Genomic DNA, 18871 nt, shown 5'->3' with positions numbered 1-18871 from the left:
CGTCGGCGCGGGCCAACTGCTCGACGGAACAGCGCGTTTCAGGCGCGTTCGAGGATCGCCGTGACCCCCTGGCCGCCCGCCGCGCAGACCGAGACGAGTCCGCGCCCCGGCCCCTCCCGCTCCGCGAGCAGCGCGGCGAGCGTGGCGACGATCCGCGCGCCCGTCGCGGCGAACGGGTGCCCGGTCGCGAGCGAGGAGCCGGCGACGTTCAGCCGCGCCCGGTCCACCGGAGCGAGGCCCTGCTTCTCCCAGGCGGCCAGCGTGGCAAGCACCTGTGAGGCGAACGCCTCGTGGATCTCGACCAGATCGAAGTCACCGAGGGTGAGCCCGGCCCGCTCCAGCATCCGGGGGACGGCGTACGCGGGTGCCATCAGCAGTCCGTCGCGCCCGCCGGCATGGTCGACGGCGGCCGTCTCGTACGCCGTGAGGAAGGCGAGCGGCCGCAGACCACGCGCCGCCGCCCATTCCTCGCTCGCCAGCAGCACGGTGGCCGCGCCGTCGGTGAGCGGGGTGGAGTTGGCGGCGGTCATCGTCGCGTCGGGGTGCGCGGTGCCGAACACCGGCTTGAGCGTGGCGAGTTTCTCCACGGTGGAGTCGGGCCGCAGGTTCCCGTCCCGGGCCAGGCCCCGGTACGGCACGACGAGGTCGTCCAGAAGCCCGCGGTCGTACGCGGCTGCCAGCCGGCGGTGGCTCTCGACGGTCAGCTCGTCCTGCTCGGTGCGGCCGATCCCCCACTCCCGTGCGGTGATCGCGGCGTGCTCCCCCATCGACAGTCGGGTGCGAGGTTCGGCGTTGCGCGGGATGTCGGGCACGAGGTGCCGGGGCCGGATCCGTGCGAGGGTCCGCAGCCGCCCGCTCGCGCTCTTCGCCCGGCGCGCTTCGAGCAGGATCCGGCGCAGCTCGTCGTTGACGCCGAGCGGTGCGTCGCTCGCGGTGTCGGCGCCGCCCGCGATCCCGCTCTCCACCGCGCCGAGCGCGATCTTGTTCGCCACGGCGATGACCGCCTGAAGCCCGGTGCCGCACGCCTGCTGGATGTCGTATGCCGGAGTCCGCGGGTCGAGTGCCGAGCCGAGGACGGTCTCGCGGGCGAGGTTGAAGTCGCGGCTGTGCTTGAGGACGGCACCGGCGACGAACTCGCCCACCGCGTCCGGCCCTCGGAGGCCGTACCGCTCGACGAGCCCGTCCAGCGCAGCGCCCAGCATCTCCTGGTTGGAGGCGGTGGCGTAGGCACCGTCGGACCTGGCGAAGGGGATACGGCTGCCACCGATCACCGCGACCCGGCGAGGCGCGTGAGCGAACATCTCGACCAGCTCCTGACCTATCAGTAACCTTACTCTGGAGTAAATATACGACCGAGCTGGGAGCAAGGACAATGGCCGATCGCTATCTGCACCTCACCCGCACAGCACCCGGCCGGTTTCTGATCCGCCGGCTCGGCCTGCCCCAGCCGCACCCGCTGCGCCGCTGGAGCGCCGGCGCGCCCGCCTTGGACGGGCCGCTGCTGCGGCTCACCGCCGGGGGTTCGGCACTGCGGGAGCCGCTGTCCGACACCGGACTGCCGCTCATCGCGCCGGACGAAGAACCGGCTGGGCGGCAGGCGCCCGCCGCTCTCGTCCTCGACGCGACCGGCGTCACCACGGCCGCCGGACTGCGCGAGGTGCACGCCGCGCTGCACCCGGCCGTACGGTCGCTCGGTGCCGGCGGCCGGGTGGTCGTCCTCGGCTCACCGCTGTCGGCCGACGACCACCACCAGGCCGCCGCCCAGCAGGCGCTGGAGGGATTCACCCGCTCCCTGGGCAAGGAGCTGGGCCGCGGGCGCACCGCCAACCTCGTCCGCCTCACCGCACCCGCCGCGGCCGAGTCGACGCTGCGCTTCCTGCTCTCGCCCAAGTCGGCGTACATCAGCGGGCAGGTCATCGAGGTCGCCGGGCGGGCGGTGGACGAGGGACGGGTGACCCACGAGGAGCAGGTGGCGGACGAGGGGCGGCCGGCGGCGGAACGTCCGGCGGACGACGGGCGCGCCGTGGATTCCGCGCGCCCGCTCGCCGGGCGTACGGCTCTGGTCACCGGCGCGGCACGCGGCATCGGAGCGGCCGTCGCCGAGACCCTCGCCCGCGACGGCGCGGACGTTCTCTGCCTGGACGTGCCGGGGGCCGCGGCCGACCTCCGGGCCACCGCCGACCGCATCGGCGGCACCGTGCTCACGCTCGACATCACCGCTGCCGACGCGGCCGACCGCATCGTCGCCGCCCTCCCCGGCGGCCTCGACATCCTGGTCCACAACGCGGGCATCACCCGCGACCGACGCCTCGTCAACATGCCGGCGGACCGATGGAGTTCGGTGCTGGACGTCAATCTCACCGCCGTACTCGACATCACCGACGCGCTCCTGAAGGCCGGCGTGATCGGCGACGGCGGCCGGATCGTCGCGACCTCCTCCATCGCCGGTATCGCCGGGAACACCGGCCAGACCAACTACGCGGCGAGCAAGGCCGGGATCATCGGCCTCGTCCGCTCCCTCGCTCCCCGGCTCGCCGATCGGGGCATCACCGTCAACGCCGTCGCGCCCGGCTTCATCGAGACCCGGATGACGGCCGCCGTTCCCCTGCTCGTCCGGGAGGCGGGACGCCGGATGAACTCCCTCGCCCAGGGCGGGCTCCCCGTCGACGTCGCCGAGGCCACGGCCTGGTTCGCCCACCCCGGGTCCGGCGCGGTCACCGGGCAGGTGCTGCGCGTCTGCGGCCAGAGCCTGCTGGGAGCCTGACGTGCCCCTCGCCCTCACGCTGGCCCGCGGGGCCCTCACCTCAGCGCTGAAGCGCGGCGTCCACGCGGACGCCGAACTGCCCGCGACCAGGATCGGCGGCCCCGTCCGCATCGATCCCGCACGCCTCGCCGCGTACGCACGCATCTGCGGCTTCCCCCGCGGCGGGCCGCTGCCGCTCCCCTATCCGCATGTGCTGGGCTTCCCGCTCGCCATGCGGCTGATGGCAGCCCGGCGCTTCCCGCTCCCGCTGCTCGGGCTGGTCCACACGCGTATCGAGATCACCGGGCGCCGGCCGCTGCACCCCGAGGACACGCCCGTCCTGACCGTCCACGCCGAGGCGCTGACCCCGCACCGGCGGGGCACCGAGGTCACGATCGTCACCCAGGCGCACCAGGACGACGACCTCGTGTGGGAGTCCCGCAGCGGCTATCTGGCCCGGCACCGGACCTCGTACGACACGGATCACCCGGCTCCCGAGACGCGGCACCGGACCTCGCAGGACACGGATCCCCCCGCACCCGAGACGCGGCGCCCGGCCACCGGCCACCCCGCCGCCGACGAGCCCCTGCCCGCCCTCGGCACCTGGCAGCTCCCGGCGGACCTGGGACGCCGTTACGGCGCGGCATCCGGGGACCGCAACCCCATCCATCTGCATCCGCTGACCGCCAGGGCCTTCGGCTTCCCCCGGGCGATCGCCCACGGGATGTGGACCTTCGCCCGCTGCCTCGCGGAGTCGGACATCCCGCAACTCGCCTCGGCGAGTGCCGAGTTCAGAGCCCCGGTGCTGCTGCCCGCCTCCGTGACGTACGCCGCCGCGCCGGCCGGCTCCGGCACCGTGTTCCAGCTCCGCAGCGGCGACCGGATCCATCTCAGTGGGAGGACCAGCGCTCACCCTTCATGAGCTCGCCGAGGCCCATCCAGGCGAAGTTCATCAGCGTCGCGGCGGCTTCCTTCGCCGACACCGCACCGGTCTGGTTCATCCACCCGGCCAGCGACTCGGCCGCGCCGACCAGCGCCTGCGCGAGGCCCGCCACGTCCCGGTCGGCCAGTTCGGGATCCTGCCGGGCCGCGCCCGCCTCGCGAGCCGCGGTCGCGATCAGACCGGTCACAAAGGTGACGATCTCGTCGCGCATCGCCGCCACTTCGAGCGCGAACGGTTCCCCGTGCGTCCGCGCCTGCTGGTGCAGCACGGCCCAGCCGTCCGGGTGCTCGGCGGTGTGCGTGAAGAACGCCGTGAGCCCCGCCCACAGCTGCCGGTCCGCCGGCAGCCCCGGCTCCACCGCCGCCTCCACGGCCGCGATCAGAGCGGCGGCCTCGCGGCGGATGCACGCCGTGAACAACTCCTCCTTGGAGTTCAGATACAGATAGACCAAGGGCTTGGAGACCCCGGCCAGCTCGGCGATCTCGTCCATCGAGGCCGCCCGGTAGCCGCGCTGCCCGAAGGTCTGCACAGCGGCGTCCATCATCTGCCGCTCGCGCACCGCCCTCGGCATGCGCTTGCTCTTCACGCCCTTCACCGCACTCATCTCAGAACATCCCTCCGCCCCCGCACCCCTACTCCGCGGTAAGCCTACGGCCGGCCGCAAGGCGGCACGACGTGCGAAGGCCCCCCTCCCTTACGGAAGGGGGGCCACATGCTGTTCACCTGCGTCGTCGGGGGCCCGCTCAGGCGGCGACGGGCACCGCCGTCTTCTGCTCGGTGGGGCGCGGCTCGGCCTCGTCGATCGGGGACGAGGTGGCCGAGTTGTACGCGTCGTGGTCCAGGATCTTCTCCCGGGCCGCGACGATCACGGGAACGAGCGCCTGACCGGCGACGTTCGTCGCGGTCCGCATCATGTCCAGAATCGGGTCGATCGCCATCAGCAGACCCACCCCCTCCAGCGGGAGACCGAGCGTGGACAGCGTCAGGGTGAGCATCACCGTCGCGCCGGTGAGGCCCGCCGTGGCCGCTGAGCCGACGACCGAGACGAAGGCGATCAGCAGGTAGTCCTGGATGCCCAGCTGCACATCGAAGATCTGCGCGATGAAGATCGCGGCCAGTGCCGGGTAGATCGCGGCGCAGCCGTCCATCTTCGTCGTCGCGCCGAACGGCACGGCGAAGGACGTGTACTCCTTCGGCACACCGAGCCGCTCGGTGACCTTCTGGGTCACCGGCATCGTGCCGACCGAGGAGCGGGAGACGAACGCCAGCTGGATCGCGGGCCAGGCGCCCCGGAAGAAGTGGATCGGGTTGACCTTGGCGACCGTCGCGAGCAGCAGCGGGTAAACGCCGAAGAGGACCAGCGCGCAGCCGATGTAGACGTCGGCGGTGAAGGTCGCGTACTTGCCGATCAGGTCCCAGCCGTAGTCGGCGATGGCGAAGCCGATGAGGCCGACGGTGCCGATCGGCGCCAGCCGGATGACCCACCACAGGGCCTTCTGCAGCAGCTCCAGCACGGACTCGCTGAGTGCGAGGATCGGCTGGGCCTTCTCACCGAGCTTGAGCGCGGCGACACCGGCGACGGCGGCCATGAAGACGATCTGCAGGACGTTCAGCTCGGTGAACGGCGTGATGACGTCGGTGGGGACGATGCCGGTGAGGAAGTCGATCCAGCTGCCCGCGTTCTCGGGCTTCTCGCCGTCCTTCGGGGTCAGGCCGGTACCGGCGCCGGGGTTGGTGATCAGGCCGATGGCCAGGCCGATCGCGACGGCGATCAGCGAGGTGATCATGAACCAGAGCAGGGTGCGGGTGGCCAGCCGGGCGGCGTTGTTGACCTTCCGCAGGTTGGTGATCGACACCAGGATGGCGAAGAAGACCAGGGGCGCGACCGCGAGCTTCAGCAGCTGGACGAAGATGTCGCCGACCTGCTCCAGCGTCTTGTAGAGCCAGTTGATGTCCTGGCTGCGGGCGAGCCATCCGAGCAGGACACCGAGGACGAGACCGGCGACGATCTGGACCCAGAACGGGACCTTGGGTATGCGGAAACCGGAGCCCGAGGGCTCTTCCGTCGTGGTGGACGCGGCGTTCGCGGACACGGACACACTCCAGTTGCGGCGTATCGGGTGGATACGGCGGATGCGGGGACACAGGGGATGCGGGCCATACGGAGCAAGGAGAGCGGCGCCCGGTGCGCGATGGCGCGGCGCCGCTGAGATGCCGGGGTCAGACCGAGCGGCAACAGACCGCGGACATACAGCGGCAGAGATCGACATGCAGGCGCGCCACGAGCGGGGGGCTCGCGGCATCGTGGAGGCGCACTGCTGTCGTCACGTCGAACACGTTAACACTTGAACTTTGAGCTGCTCAAAGGACCGCTTTGAGGGCGGAGAATCCCAAGTGGCCTTCGGGGTAACGGAAAACCCCGGCGGAAGCGGCTGCTTCCGTCCGGGGTGTGTGACGCAGACAACGTCCGGGGTGTGCCGCGGACGGTGTGCGGGGGTGCGACGCGGACGTTCGTGCGGGGTGACGTGGACCGGTGTCGGGTGCGTGACGTGGACCGGTTACTGCGGTGCGCCGGCTACTGCACCGCACCGTCCTCCTGCGACCGGTTGGCGTCCAGGCGCGCCTTCGCGTGGTCGACCTTGTTGACGATCTGCTCGGACATCGCGTCGCGCTGCTTGCGCAGCAGCACGTAGCTGAGCGGCGCGGAGATGAGCAAGGAGAGCAGGACGACCCAGACGAAGTTGGAGTCCCCGAGTCCCTTGGGGAGCGCGCCGATCTGCACGAGACCGCCCACGGCGAGGAAGCAGCCGATGAAGATGGCGAGGCGCAGAGTGGTGTACCGGATCGCGGCGCTCGACTTGGCGGACACGGTGGGCCTTCTCTCTTCGTACGACAGATCGTGCCAAACCAGTGAAGCACGACCCACGGCGGCTCAGTACAGCGGTAGCAGCATCACGACGTCGTCGCGGTCGTCGCCCTCGGCGACCCGGATCGCGCCGGGCACCCGGCCGACTTCCTTGTAGCCGCACGCCTCGTAGAACCGGTCGGCCCCGGTGCCGCCGCGGCAGGTGAGCCGTATCGCCTCGATGCCGTCCAGACCGCGGGCCGCCTCGGCCGCGGAGGCCAGGAGGTCGCGACCGTATCCCTTGCCCTGGTGGGCGGGGTGGACCATCACCGTGTAGAGCCAGATCCAGTGCCGCATGAGCCGGTGCGTGTTGAGGGTGAGGAAGGCCGCGGCGGCGACCTCACCGTTCGCGTCGTGACCCACGAGCAGCCGGGTGCGGCCCTCGGTCATCGACGCGAGGTGCTTGACCAGTTCGGGGCGCACGGCATCGGCCGTGACCGGGGGCACGAAGCCGACGGCGCCGCCCGCGTTGGACACATCGGTCCAGAGCGTGACGAGGCCGTCGTGCAGCGTGCGGTCGACGGCGGGATCCAGGGTGAACGCCAGCGCCATCAGAGGCGCATGGGCTGCGGCGACTCACGGCGGTCGGCGTCCGGGCCCGGGTACTCGCGGATGATCTCGTAGCGGGTGTTGCGCTCGACGGGCCGGAAGCCGGCGTCGCGGATCAGGTCGAGCAGATCGTCGCGGGTCAGCTTGTTCGGCGTGCCGTAGTTGTCCGCGTCGTGCGTGATCTTGTACTCGACGACCGAGCCGTCCATGTCGTCGGCGCCGTGCTGGAGCGCGAGCTGAGCGGTCTGCACACCGTGCATCACCCAGAACACCTTGACGTGCGGGACGTTGTCGAACAGCAGCCGGGAGACCGCGAAGGTCTTGAGCGCCTCGGCCCCCGTCGCCATGGTGGTGCGCGCCTGGAGGCGGTTGCGGACCTTGCCGTCCTGCATGTCGACGAAGTCGTGCTGGTAGCGCAGCGGGATGAAGACCTGGAAACCGCCGGTCTCGTCCTGGAGTTCACGCAGCCGCAGCACGTGGTCGACGCGGTGACGGGGCTCCTCGATGTGCCCGTACAGCATCGTGCTCGGGGTCTTCAGACCCTTCGCGTGCGCGAGGCGGTGGATGCGCGACCAGTCCTCCCAGTGGGTGCGGTGGTCGACGATGTGCTGACGCACTTCCCAGTCGAAGATCTCGGCGCCGCCGCCGGTGAGCGATTCGAGGCCCGCCTCGATCAGCTCGTCGAGGATGTCGGACGCCGACATCCCGGAGATCGTCTCGAAGTGGTGGATCTCGGTGGCGGTGAAGGCCTTCAGCGAGACGTTGGGCAGCGCCTTCTTGAGCTCGCTGAGGGACCGCGGGTAGTAACGCCACGGCAGGTTGGGGTGGAGGCCGTTGACGATGTGCAGCTCGGTGAGGTTCTCGCCCTCCATCGCCTTGGCGAGACGGACGGCTTCCTCGATGCGCATGGTGTACGCGTCCTTCTCGCCCGGCTTGCGCTGGAACGAGCAGTAGGCGCACGAAGCGGTGCACACGTTCGTCATGTTGAGGTGACGGTTGACGTTGAAGTGGACGACGTCGCCGTTCTTGCGCGTGCGCACCTCGTGGGCGAGGCCGCCGAGCCAGGCGAGGTCGTCCGACTCGTAGAGGGCGATGCCGTCCTCACGGGTCAGCCGCTCTCCGGCCCGGACTTTCTCCTCTAGCTCGCGCTTGAGTCCCACGTCCATGTGCGACGGCCTCCCATACGTATGCCAATCGGGCTCCACCAACCCACCCAGACTACGTCTAGCCCTCTTCGGGCAAGTCGCCGACCCGGTTCTCCCACTTCGTGGACAGCACGATGGTGGTACGGGTGCGCGAGACGCCCCGGGTGCCGGACAGTCTGCGGATCGTCTTCTCCAGACCGTCCACGTCGCTCGCCCGCACCTTGAGCATGTACGAGTCGTCGCCCGCGATGAACCAGCAGTCCTCGATCTCGGCGAGGTCCTTCAGCCGGCGGGCCACGTCCTCGTGGTCGGCGGCGTCGGAGAGCGAGATGCCGATGAGTGCGGTGACACCGAGGCCGAGCGAGGCCGCGTCGACGGTGGCGCGGTATCCGGTGATGACGCCCGCCGCTTCGAGGCGGTTGATGCGGTCCGTGACGCTCGGTCCGGACAGGCCGACAAGCCGTCCGAGCTCGGCGTACGAGGCTCTGCCGTTCTCCCGCAGCGCCTGGATGAGCTGCCTGTCCACCGCGTCCATATGCCTGGAGCCTTCCATTGTTCAGCGATCCAGCGAGTTTACGTATAGAATCTAAGGCATGCAGGGGCAATGACCCTGCGAATCTTTCAAAAAATCAGCGACGATCCTTCAGGAGCGTGCTTCACCGTGTACACGATCGAGATGGCCCACGCCCACATGCGACAGCTTCAGGAGCTGGCCAACCGCTCGCGTGCCCACCACCCGGCGGCCGCCCGCCGCACCGACAAGGCGCGCAAGGCCGGGAAGAAGGCCTGAGGGGGAGTCTTCGGACACCCCCTAATCCGTACGAGAGCCACCGAGCTCTCCTTCCCAGCGGCGGTAGAGCCGGTGCGGCACCCCTGCCGCGTCCAGCACCCGCCCGGCGACGAAGTCCACCAGGTCCTGGATGTGCGTCGCCCCGGCGTAGAAGGCAGGAGAGGCGGGCAGCACCACGGCGCCCGCCTCGTCCAGCGTCACCAGATGCCTGAGCGTCTGCCCGTTGAGCGGGGTCTCACGGACCGCGACCACCAGGGTCCGGCGCTCCTTGAGCGTCACGCTCGCCGCGCGCTGGAGCAGATCCTTCGACAGCCCGAGTGCCACCCCGGCCACCGACGCCGTCGACGCCGGCACGATCAGCATCCCCTTCACGGGGTACGACCCCGAGGACGGCCCGGCGGCGAGATCACCGGCGGCCCAGTGCCGGACGTCGTCCACGTCCACCTTGAAGGTGCCCGGCTTGCCGTCGGCACCGCGCGCCAGCCACTCCCGCAGATCGTCGCGCCAGTGCGCGTCGCGGAAGGCGATCCCGGTCTCGTCCAGCAGCGTCAGCCGCGACGCCCGGCTGACGACCAGGTCCACACTCTCGCCCGCGGCGAGCAGACCCCGCAGCACGGCAGCGGCGTACGGCGTCCCGGACGCGCCGGACACTCCGACGATCCAGGGCCGGCGGCCGTTCACTTCTCCTTGCTCCACACCGTGAGCCTATCCGGCGCCGCGGACACGGAACCGAACGCGGTGCGCCCGGCGTTCCCCGGCCGGGTCAGGCGGCCGTGGGGTCCACCGGCAGCGCGGCGGTGTCGACCGAGAGCGTCCCGATGCCGCTCACCACGGTGACCTGCTTGCTGTAGGGGATCGTGTCCCGCCCGAGGTAGCCGCCGGGGCCCGGGTTCCACAGCGTCACGCAGTGCTTCCGATACGGGTCGAAGATCAGGTAGTGCGGAATGCCGCGCCGGGCGTACGCCCGGTCCTTCACCTCGTAGTCGTTGCGCACACTGCTCGGCGAGACGACCTCGATCGCGATCTCGATCAGTTCGGGGGAGTACGCACTGAGGTTCTTGGCCACCTCGTCGGCGGGGATCACGGCGAGATCGGGGCAGAACTCGTTGGTGTCGTCCATGGGCACGGCGACATCACTGAGAAAACCCCATTCGTCCGGGACCCGGGACTCCAGCGCGTTCCACACACGCCGGATCGTCTCGGCGTGGTGCGGCTTGACCGGACTCAGCACGATGTTGCCCTCGACGATCTCCGTCCGGTAACCGGGGAACATGTCCTCGAACCGGCTGAGTTGTGAGTGCAGGCGGTCGCTCTCCGAGATGGTCACGTCGGCCTCCATTCCCTGCACCCGATGGTAGGCGCACCGTAGCTACACGGTCAGGCCGCGAACCAGGAGATCGAGCAGCGCGCACACGAACAGGGCAATGCCGATGAAGCCGTTGACGGTGAAGAACGCCCTGTTCAGCCTCGACAGGTCGTGCGGGCGCACGATCGAGTGCTCGTAGAGGAACGCCGCCGCCACGAGCGCGATGCCCAGCCACAGGAACACGCCCGCGTCCGTCGCCAGCGCGTACCAGGCGAAGAGCGCCATCGTCACGACGTGGCAGCCGCGTGCGCCGTACAGCGCCGCCGGGATGCCGAAGCGGGCCGGGACCGACTTCACGCCGTGGGCGCGGTCCGCCTGCACGTCCTGACAGGCGAAGATCAGGTCGAAGCCGCCGATCCAGATGCCGACGGCGAGACCCAGGATCACCGCGTCCCACGACCACGACCCGGTGACCGCGATCCAGGCGCCGACCGGGCCCATCGCCTGGGCGAGACCGAGGATCGCGTGCGGGAAGTCGGTGAACCGCTTGCCGTACGGATAGACCACCATCGGGATCACCGCGATGGGCGCGAGCGCCAGGCACAACGGGTTCAGCGCGGCGGCGGCGCCCAGGAAGACCACGACCGCGACGAGCGCCCCGGTCCACGCCGAGCGCACACTCACCGCTCCGGTGACCAGTTCGCGGGAGGCCGTGCGCGGGTTCCGGGCGTCGATCTCCCGGTCGATGATGCGGTTGCAGGCCATGGCGAAGGTCCGCAGCCCCACCATCGCGACGGTGACGAGCAGCAGCCGGCCCCAGTGGATGTTCTTGTCCAGCTCGAACATCGCGGTCAGCGCGGCGATGTAGGCGAACGGCAGCGCGAAGACCGAGTGCTCGATCATCACCAGGCGCAGGAACGCCTTCGTGTGTCCGGACTGCGGCGCCGGGCCGGACCGGGCCACGCCGTCGGCGGTCGTCATCATCCGAGGTTCCTCCGGAACAGTTCGAGCTCGGCGCGCAGGTCCGCCGTGGACGTGGGGCCGATCTCCACATCGAGCGGAGCCGACTCCGGCGGGGTGAGCCGCGCCAGGAACGCGAAACCCGCACCGGCCGGGCGGCCGTTCAGACGCAGCAACTCACTGCCTGACACGGTCAGTGCCTCGGTGAACTCCGCGTCACGATCGTCCAGGGCGGCCAGCAGCCGGTCCGCGAAGTCGGCCGCCGCCGCGTTGCCGAACTCGGGCAGCGCGACCTCCAGCCCCTCGCCGTCCGTACGGTCGGCGATCAGCTGCCACAGGCCCGACGGTCCGGCGAACTCCTCGGGGGTGACGCCCGCGCGCTCGGCCGCCTCGCGTACCTCCGGCCGGCCGGGGTCGATCTCCGGGCGCAGCAGGGCGACGCACGGTGTGTCGGCCCCGAGGAACAGAGCGGGGCCGCCCACGTCGATCGGGCTCACAGGCCGTACTCCTTCCAGCGGCGGTCGACCTTCGCCGCCGTCTCCGGGTCGGACTCGACCATCTCCGGCCAGCCGCCGTCCCGGGTGTATCCCTCCTCGGGAAGCTTCCTCGTCGCGTCGATGCCCGCCTTGCCGCCCCAGAACTGCTGGTAGGAGGCGTGGTCGAGATGGTCCACCGGCCCCTCGACGACGGTCAGGTCCCTCGCGTAGTCGGTGTTGCCGAGTGCGCGCCAGGACACCTCGTGCAGATCGTGCACGTCGCAGTCCGCGTCGACGACCACGATCAGCTTCGTCAGCGACATCATGTGCGCGCCCCAGATCGCGTGCATGACCTTCTGCGCGTGCTTCGGGTACTTCTTGTCGATCGAGACGATCGCGCAGTTGTGGAAGCCGCCCGACTCGGGGAGGTGGTAGTCCACGATGTCCGGCACGATGATCTTGAGCAGCGGCAGGAAGAAGCGCTCCGTCGCCCGGCCGAGCGGACCGTCCTCCGTCGGCGGGCGTCCCACCACGATGGACTGGAGCAACGGCCGCTTGCGCATGGTCACACAGTCGATGGTGAGCGCCGGGAACGGCTCCTGCGGGGTGTAGAAGCCCGTGTGGTCGCCGAACGGCCCCTCGGGAAGCGTCTTCCCGGGCTCCAGCCAGCCCTCCAGCACGACCTCGGCCTGCGCCGGGACCTGGAGCGGAACGGTCTTGCAGTCGACCATCTCGATCCGCTTGCCCGAGACGAAGCCGGCGAACAGGTACTCGTCGATGTCGCCCGGGAGCGGCGCCGTGGAGGCGTAGGTGACCGCGGGCGGGCAGCCGAAGGCGATCGCGACCGGCAGCCGCTCCCCCCTCCTGGCCGCCACCTGGTAGTGGTTGCGGCTGTCCTTGTGGATCTGCCAGTGCATACCGATGGTGTTCCGGTCGTGCCGCTGGAGCCGGTAGAGACCGAGGTTGCGCACCCCCGACTCCGGGTCCTTGGTGTGCGTGAGCCCCAGGTTGAAGAAGGAGCCGCCGTCCTCGGGCCAGGTGAACAGCGCGGGCAGCCGGTCCAGGTCGACGTCGTCGCCGTGCAGGACGACCTCCTGCACGGGGGCGTCCTTCACCTTCTTCGGCGGGACGTGCACCATCGTGCCGAGCTTGCCGAACGCCTCGCGCACCCCGACGAAGCCGTGCGGCAGCTCGGGCTTCAGCAGACCGCCGATCTTGTCGCTGATCTCGGAGTAGGACTTCAGTCCGAGCGACTTGAGCAGCCTGCGGTCCGTGCCGAACACGTTCATCGCCAGGGGCATCGCCGAGCCGCGCACGTTCTCGAAGAGCAGGGCCGGGCCGCCGGCCTTGTTCACCCGGTCGACGATCTCGCCGACCTCGAGATACGGGTCGACCTCGGCCTTGATGCGCTTGAGGTCACCCTCGCGCTCCAGCGCCCTGAGCAGGGAGCGAAGATCGTCGTAAGCCATGCGCTCCAGTATCCGGTACGAGCTACCCTGGCCGCGTCACCGGGGCCCGTTCCGCGCCCTTCCGCCTCTTCCTGGGGGACCGTACGACCATGCTCAGGTATCTGCCCTTCCTCCTGGTCCTGGCCCTGTGGATCTATGCCTTCATCGACTGCCTGAACACTCCCGAGAAGGAGGTCCGGCACCTGCCGAAGGTCGTCTGGGTGATCATCGTGCTGCTCTTCGGAGAGGTGCTGCTCGGCCCCGTCGCCTGGCTGGTCGCGGGCCGCCCGCGCAAGCGGGCCGGGGGCGGCGGCTCGCCGTTCGAGCGCCGCCGCACCCAGTGGGTCGCCCCGGACGACAACCCCGACTTCCTCAAGTCCCTGAAGGACGAGACGGCCGAGAAGGACGCACGGGCGGCGAAGGAAGCGGATGAGGCCCAGGCGGCGAAGGACGCCGACGCGGAGGAGCTGCGGCGCCGCGAGCGCGAGGACGACGACCGCTGAGAGGACTTCGGTGACCGGACGCGGGATTCCCACCATCGATCTGCGCCACTGGCACGACGGGGACGCCAAGGACCGCGCGGACATCGCGGCGGTCGTCGACGAGGCACTGCGCCGCGCCGGCTTCCTCCTCGTCACGGGTCATGGAGTCGACCCGGAGGTACGCGCGGAGATCCGGGACGTGGCGCGGGAGTTCTTCTGTCTGCCGCACAGCGTGAAGGAGCCGTACGCGGTACGCCCCGGCGGACGTGGCTGGCTCGGGCCGGGCGCCGAGGCCAACGGCTATGCGGAGGGCACCGAGACACCGCCGGACCTCAAGGAGTCGCTGTCCTTCGCGTCCGACGAGCCGACCGGCGACCCGGCGGTGGACGCCGAGTGGTTCCTGCCCAACACGTGGCCCGGCGAGGCGCCCCGGCTCAAGGCCCTGGTGGAGACGTACCTCGGGCAGATGCGAGCCCTGTCGGACGGCCTTCTGGAACTCCTGGGCGTCGCGCTCGGCGAGCCGGAGTCCTTCTTCACCCGGCACACGGGACACCCCACCTGGGGCTTCAACATCAACTGGTATCCGGGCCGGGACCGCATCGGTGACCCGCGGCCGGGCCAGTTCCGCATCGGCCCGCACACCGACTTCGGCACGGTCACCGTGCTGGACCGGCAGGAGGGCAGGGGCGGTCTGCAGATCTTCACCGACGAGGCCGGCTGGGAGGACGCGCCCTTCGCCCCGGACGCCTTCACCATCAACATCGGTGATCTGATGGCCCGCTGGACGGACGGCCGCTGGCGCTCGGGCCGCCACCGGGTGCTGCCTCCGCCGGCGGACGCGCCGGCGGAGGAGCTGATGTCGCTGGTCTTCTTCTACGAGTGCGATCCCGGCACCGATGTGCGGGGCGTGGACTCGCACGTCCATCTCCGCGCCCAGCTCGACGCGATCGGCCTGTAGCCGGGCCGCGCGCCCGGCTGGACGCCATCGGACCGCGGGAGTTACACGCCCGCGTAGCTGTGCTTGCCGGTCACGAAGATGTTCACGCCGTAGTAGTTGAACAACCAGCAGCCGAAGGCGATCAGCGCCAAGTAGGCGGCCTTGCGGCCCTTCCAGCCGGCCGTCGCCCGGGCGTGCAGGTAACAGGCGTACGCGACCCAGGTGATGAACGACCAGACCTCCTTGGGGTCCCAGCCCCAGTAGCGGCCCCAGGCGTCGCCCGCCCAGATCGCGCCGGCGATGATCGTGAACGTCCACAGCGGGAAGACCGCCGCGTTGACGCGGTACGCGAACTTGTCCAGCGAGGCCGCGGACGGCAGCCGGTCGAGGACCGAGGTGGCGAAGGCGCCGGGCCTGCCACCCTTGGCGAGCTTGTTCTCGTAACTGTCGCGGAAGAGGTACAGCGCCGTGCCGACCGCGCCCAGGTAGAACACCGCGCCGCAGATGATCGCGGTGGAGACGTGGATCCACAGCCAGTACGAGTGCAGCGCCGGCACGAGCTGGTCGCTCTCGGTATACAGCACGGTGGTCGCGATGCCCAGGTCCAGCAGGACCGTGGTGACCAGCGGCAGACCGACCCAGCGGATGTTCTTCTTCGCGAGCAGGAACGCGAGGTACGCGCCGACCGCCACCGTGGAGAAGGTGATGGAGAACTCGTACATGTTGCCCCAGGGGGCGCGCTGCACCGACATGGCCCGCGCGACGACGCCGCCGGCCTCGATCAGGAAGGCCAGAACGGTCAGCGAGACGGCGATCCGGCCGTACAGATCGCCCTTCTCCGTGCCGCCGGCCGCGCCGGGGCCGTCCGGAACGTCGCGGGTGCCCGCCGCCGAGCGCGTGACGACCTTCGGCCGGTCGAGCACGGTGGTCGAACCGCCCTGCTTCGAGCGGACGGTGACCGCCGGGGCCGAGGCGGAGGCGGCACCGGTCAGCGCGGCGGCCGTGCGGCCGACCTTGCTGCGGCTGCCGAAGACCCACTCGGCGATGTGGGCGAAGAACGCGAGCGTGTAGACGGCCATCGCCGAATAGATCAGCACATTGCTGATGTTCGCCAGGTTCTCGTTGGTTGCGGCGGCGAGAGTCACTTCTCAGCCCCTTCGGAAGAAACTTCCACTGGTTCGGGCGCGGTGGGCGCCTCTGCGTTGAGGGTCGCGGCCAGGTCGGCCAGTTCTTCGGGCAGCTTCGCGGACTCGCTGCGGCCGAGGCCCGCCATCTCGACGACGGTGACACCGTCGTCGCCGGTGACGGCCCGCACCCAGACGCGGCGGCGCTGGATGAACAGGGAGCCGATCAGACCCGCGATGGCGACGATCGCTCCGGTCAGCGCCCAGCCGGTGGCCGGCTGGTGCGTGATTTGGAAGGTCGCCCACTCCTTCACGTCCTTCTCGAACGTGATGGAGCCCGCGCCGTCCGGCAGGGTCAGCGTCTCGCCGGGCAGCAGGTTCTTCTTCAGGATGTTGCCGTCGGCGTCCTTGAACGGCTTCATCTTGCGGGTGTCGAGCTGGTACACGTTCTGCGGCAGACCCGAGTCCACGCCCAGGCTGCCGTGGTAGGCGCCGACGTTCAGCACCGGGAACTCCAGCCCCGGGAACAGGGAGAACATCTGGCCCTTGCCCTTGCCCGCGTACGTGGGCACGAACATCGCCGGGAAACCGAGCTGGTCCTTCTTGCCGGTTCTGTCCCGGTAGCCGTCCATCACCTTGATCGCGCCCGTCGAGGTGACGTTGTTGTCGATGGGCAGCAGCGGCACGGCGCCGTTGAAGACGACATCGCCCTTGCCGTCCCGGACGGTGACGACGGGCGCGTACCCGTGACCGTTGAGATAGACCTTGGTGTCGTCGAACACGAGGGGCTTGTTGACCTCGATGGTCTTCCTGCCCTCGGTGCCGTCGGCGCGCGTGTAGGAGACGGCGGCCTCGTAGGTGCGCGGCGTACCGCGCTGCGGGCCGCTCTTGGCGTACGTCCCCGTGAACCCGTCGAGCGTGAAGCTGAACGGCGACAGCTCGTCCGTGCTGAACAGCGAACCGGACTTGAAGTCGTCGTACTGAGTGAGCGTGTTGGAGAACCCGTCGCCCTCGACGATCAGCTTGCCCCCCTCGGACTTGAAGAGCTGGCCCGCCGCGAACGCCACCAGCATCACGATCAGCGCGATGTGGAAGAGGAGGTTGCCGGTCTCGCGCAGATAGCCCTTCTCGGCGGCGACGGCGTTGCCGACGGTGTGCGCGCGGAACCGGCGGCGCCGCAGGTTCGTGAGCGCGGCCTCACGTACGCGCTCGGGCTCCGCCTCCGTACGCCACGTCGTGTACGCGGGCATCCGGTTCAGCCGGCCCGGCGCGCCCGGCGGGCGGCTGCGGAGCTGGCCGACGAACTGCCAGGAGCGCGGCACGATGCAGCCGATGAGGGAGACGAACAGCAGGATGTAGATCGCCGAGAACCACACCGAGCTGTAGACGTCGAAGAGCTGGAGCCGCTCGAAAAGCGGCGTCCAGAACTCGTGGGTGGCCTTCCACGACTGCACCTTCAGCTCGTCCACGCTGTTCTGCGGTACGAGCGAGCCGGGAATCGCGCCCAGCGAGAGCAGGAACAGCAGGATCAGCGCGACCCGCATCGAGGTCAGCTGCCGCCAGAACCAGCGGGCCCATGCGACGACCCCGAACGAACGCCCGGAGACCGGGGCCTCCTCGGCGGGGGCGGTGGAGAGCTGCGCGCCGGCGGCGGCGTACTCCCCGCTGTCCCGCTGCTCTTCGGTCTCGGTCTTGCTCATGGATCAGATCCCCACCTGGAAGCCTTCGGACCAGCCCTGCATCTCCTGGACCATGCTGTCCCACGCACCTGTGAGCAGCAGCAGACCGGTCGCGACCATCATGCCGCCGCCGATCCGCATCACCCACGCATAGTGCCGCTTGACCCAGCCGAATGCGCCGAGCGCCTTGCGGAAGGCGATCGCGGCGAGGATGAACGGCAGGCCGAGCCCCACGCAGTACGCGGCGGTCAGGATCGCTCCGCGACCCGCGCTGGCCTGTTCGGCGGCGAGCGCGTTGACCGAGGTCAGGGTGGGTCCGATGCACGGGGTCCAGCCGATGCCGAACAGGGCTCCCAGCACCGGCGCACCGACCAGCCCGGTCACCGGACGTTTGTGGAAGCGGAACTCACGCTGGGTGAACCACGGCATGAGGCCCACGAAGAAGATCCCCATGACGATCATCAGCACACCGAGGACGGTGGTCAGCGTCTCGCGGTGCTCCTGGAGCGTCCAGCCGAAGTACCCGAAGAGCGCGCCCCCGGAGATGAAGACGGCGGAGAAGCCGAGGACGAAAAGCGCCGCGCCGGCCGCCATCCGGCCCCGCCTGGCCTCGGCGAGGTCGGTTCCGGTGACCCCCGTGACGTACGAGAGATAGCCCGGCACCAGCGGCAGGACGCACGGCGAGAAGAAGGAGACGAGCCCTCCGAGTACGGCGATGGGCAGGGCGAGCAGCAGGGCCCCGCTGAAGACCGTCTCGTTCATCACTTCTCCGCGATCAGCGGCTCGACGAGCTTGCGGAGTTCGCTCTCGTCGAGCGCCTTCAGCGAACGCGCCGCGATCTTTCCGTCACGGTCGAGGACGATCGTGGAGGGAATGGCCTGCGGATTGAGACTGCCCTTCGGGAAGCCCGTGACGATCAGCTTGCCGGCGGGGTCGTAAAGGCTCGGGTACTCGATGCCGTAGTCCTTCTCGAAGGAGATGGCCGGGCCCTTGTTGGCGTCGCGGGTGTTGATCCCGACGAACTCCACGCCCTTCGGCTCGGTCTCCTTGGCCACCTTCGCGAAGTGCCGCGCCTCGGCACGGCACGGCGGGCACCAGGAGCCCCAGACGTTCATCACGACGACCTTGCCCTTGAGGTCGGCGACGTCGAGCTGCGCGCCGTCGAGGGTCTCACCGGCGAGCTTGTGGGGCGCCGTGCGCTTGCCCTTGGCCACGGTGGAGATGCCACCCGTGTCGGTGACGAAGTTGGTGTCGCCGCCACCGCCCGACTTCCCGGAGTCCTCGCCGGTGCAGGCGAACAGGACGAGCGCGCCTGCCGCGGCGCAAGAGGCCAGCAGGACGGCGCGAGGGGCACGGCGAAGACTCATGTGAAAAGTTTCGCATG

General features: G+C 69.9%; 21 protein-coding genes. 5 read left to right on the top strand and 16 right to left on the bottom strand.

What is annotated here, in order from left to right:
• Window positions 1-38 precede the first annotated feature (38 nt).
• Window positions 39-1301, bottom strand: a complete 1263-nt coding sequence (locus ABTX78_RS05895; RefSeq protein WP_352205597.1) for an acetyl-CoA C-acetyltransferase — start codon at window positions 1299-1301, stop codon at window positions 39-41.
• Window positions 1302-1372: 71 nt separating this feature from the next.
• On the opposite strand from ABTX78_RS05895, the gene ABTX78_RS05890 reads away from it, so the two are divergent.
• Window positions 1373-2764 (top strand): 3-oxoacyl-ACP reductase, encoded by a 1392-nt coding sequence (locus ABTX78_RS05890; RefSeq protein ID WP_352205596.1) that lies wholly within the window; start codon window positions 1373-1375, stop codon window positions 2762-2764.
• 1 nt (window position 2765) lies between these two features.
• Window positions 2766-3665 carry a MaoC/PaaZ C-terminal domain-containing protein gene (locus ABTX78_RS05885; protein ID WP_352205595.1) on the top strand — a complete coding sequence of 300 codons (900 nt, stop codon included), beginning with the start codon at window positions 2766-2768 and terminating at the stop codon, window positions 3663-3665.
• Here the strand turns inward: ABTX78_RS05885 and ABTX78_RS05880 are convergent.
• The 6 genes from ABTX78_RS05880 to ABTX78_RS05855 form a co-directional block, all read right to left on the bottom strand.
• Window positions 3634-4290, bottom strand: coding sequence for a TetR/AcrR family transcriptional regulator (locus ABTX78_RS05880; RefSeq protein ID WP_352205594.1), 657 nt, complete (start codon window positions 4288-4290; stop codon window positions 3634-3636). The two genes, ABTX78_RS05885 and ABTX78_RS05880, sit on opposite strands and share 32 nt — an antisense overlap.
• Window positions 4291-4429: 139 nt before the next feature.
• Window positions 4430-5779, bottom strand: coding sequence for a dicarboxylate/amino acid:cation symporter (locus ABTX78_RS05875; protein WP_352205593.1), 1350 nt, complete (start codon window positions 5777-5779; stop codon window positions 4430-4432).
• Window positions 5780-6261: 482 nt separating this feature from the next.
• Entirely contained in the window at window positions 6262-6555 is a 294-nt protein-coding gene (locus tag ABTX78_RS05870) for a DUF4229 domain-containing protein (RefSeq protein WP_352205592.1), read from the bottom strand.
• 63 nt (window positions 6556-6618) lie between these two features.
• Window positions 6619-7143, bottom strand: a complete 525-nt coding sequence (locus ABTX78_RS05865) for a GNAT family N-acetyltransferase (RefSeq protein ID WP_352205591.1) — start codon at window positions 7141-7143, stop codon at window positions 6619-6621.
• A complete protein-coding gene (gene mqnE / locus ABTX78_RS05860) occupies window positions 7143-8306 on the bottom strand; it encodes an aminofutalosine synthase MqnE (RefSeq protein ID WP_352205590.1) in 1164 nt (387 codons plus the stop codon). Before mqnE ends, ABTX78_RS05865 begins: the two co-directional genes overlap by 1 nt.
• A 58-nt stretch (window positions 8307-8364) precedes the next feature.
• Complete coding sequence (locus ABTX78_RS05855; protein WP_266533804.1) at window positions 8365-8820, bottom strand: Lrp/AsnC family transcriptional regulator; 456 nt, start codon at window positions 8818-8820, stop codon at window positions 8365-8367.
• Between the two features lie 126 nt (window positions 8821-8946).
• Between ABTX78_RS05855 and ABTX78_RS05850 the strand changes: the two genes are divergently transcribed.
• Window positions 8947-9075, top strand: coding sequence for a hypothetical protein (locus ABTX78_RS05850; RefSeq protein WP_340478198.1), 129 nt, complete (start codon window positions 8947-8949; stop codon window positions 9073-9075).
• 21 nt (window positions 9076-9096) lie between these two features.
• Here ABTX78_RS05850 and ABTX78_RS05845 read toward each other — a convergent pair whose 3' ends face one another.
• The 5 genes from ABTX78_RS05845 to ABTX78_RS05825 all read right to left on the bottom strand — a co-directional run bounded on the left by ABTX78_RS05845 (window position 9097) and on the right by ABTX78_RS05825 (window position 13286).
• Window positions 9097-9756 (bottom strand): UbiX family flavin prenyltransferase, encoded by a 660-nt coding sequence (locus tag ABTX78_RS05845; RefSeq protein WP_352205879.1) that lies wholly within the window; start codon window positions 9754-9756, stop codon window positions 9097-9099.
• Window positions 9757-9838: 82 nt separating this feature from the next.
• Window positions 9839-10402 carry a Uma2 family endonuclease gene (locus tag ABTX78_RS05840; protein WP_352205589.1) on the bottom strand — a complete coding sequence of 188 codons (564 nt, stop codon included), beginning with the start codon at window positions 10400-10402 and terminating at the stop codon, window positions 9839-9841.
• A gap of 42 nt (window positions 10403-10444) precedes the next feature.
• A complete protein-coding gene (gene mqnP / locus ABTX78_RS05835) occupies window positions 10445-11365 on the bottom strand; it encodes a menaquinone biosynthesis prenyltransferase MqnP (protein WP_352205588.1) in 921 nt (306 codons plus the stop codon).
• Window positions 11362-11838, bottom strand: coding sequence for a hypothetical protein (locus ABTX78_RS05830; RefSeq protein WP_352205587.1), 477 nt, complete (start codon window positions 11836-11838; stop codon window positions 11362-11364). Before ABTX78_RS05830 ends, mqnP begins: the two co-directional genes overlap by 4 nt.
• Complete coding sequence (locus ABTX78_RS05825; RefSeq protein WP_327681465.1) at window positions 11835-13286, bottom strand: menaquinone biosynthesis decarboxylase; 1452 nt, start codon at window positions 13284-13286, stop codon at window positions 11835-11837. Before ABTX78_RS05825 ends, ABTX78_RS05830 begins: the two co-directional genes overlap by 4 nt.
• A gap of 89 nt (window positions 13287-13375) precedes the next feature.
• Here ABTX78_RS05825 and ABTX78_RS05820 point away from each other — a divergent pair, with 89 nt between their 5' ends.
• A complete protein-coding gene (locus tag ABTX78_RS05820; protein ID WP_352205586.1) occupies window positions 13376-13768 on the top strand; it encodes a PLD nuclease N-terminal domain-containing protein in 393 nt (130 codons plus the stop codon).
• A gap of 10 nt (window positions 13769-13778) precedes the next feature.
• Window positions 13779-14705 (top strand): isopenicillin N synthase family dioxygenase, encoded by a 927-nt coding sequence (locus ABTX78_RS05815; protein WP_352205585.1) that lies wholly within the window; start codon window positions 13779-13781, stop codon window positions 14703-14705.
• 41 nt (window positions 14706-14746) lie between these two features.
• On the opposite strand, the gene ccsB is transcribed toward ABTX78_RS05815, so the two are convergent.
• Genes ccsB through ABTX78_RS05795 form a run of 4 tightly spaced genes read right to left on the bottom strand, consistent with a single transcriptional unit; the run spans window position 14747 to window position 18854 of the window.
• Entirely contained in the window at window positions 14747-15829 is a 1083-nt protein-coding gene (gene ccsB, locus ABTX78_RS05810) for a c-type cytochrome biogenesis protein CcsB (RefSeq protein WP_352205584.1), read from the bottom strand.
• On the bottom strand, window positions 15826-17508 hold the full coding sequence (gene resB / locus ABTX78_RS05805; protein ID WP_352205583.1) for a cytochrome c biogenesis protein ResB: 1683 nt from the start codon (window positions 17506-17508) through the stop codon (window positions 15826-15828). Before resB ends, ccsB begins: the two co-directional genes overlap by 4 nt.
• 3 nt (window positions 17509-17511) lie before the next feature.
• Window positions 17512-18249 (bottom strand): cytochrome c biogenesis CcdA family protein, encoded by a 738-nt coding sequence (locus ABTX78_RS05800; protein ID WP_327681476.1) that lies wholly within the window; start codon window positions 18247-18249, stop codon window positions 17512-17514.
• Window positions 18249-18854, bottom strand: a complete 606-nt coding sequence (locus ABTX78_RS05795; protein ID WP_352205582.1) for a TlpA family protein disulfide reductase — start codon at window positions 18852-18854, stop codon at window positions 18249-18251. The genes ABTX78_RS05800 and ABTX78_RS05795 overlap by 1 nt, the downstream gene beginning before the upstream one ends.
• Window positions 18855-18871: the final 17 nt, after the last annotated feature.

The organism is Streptomyces sp. NPDC096193 (assembly GCF_040302905.1).
GTDB lineage: Bacteria > Actinomycetota > Actinomycetes > Streptomycetales > Streptomycetaceae > Streptomyces.
This window is presented reverse-complemented; position numbering and strand designations above follow the sequence as displayed.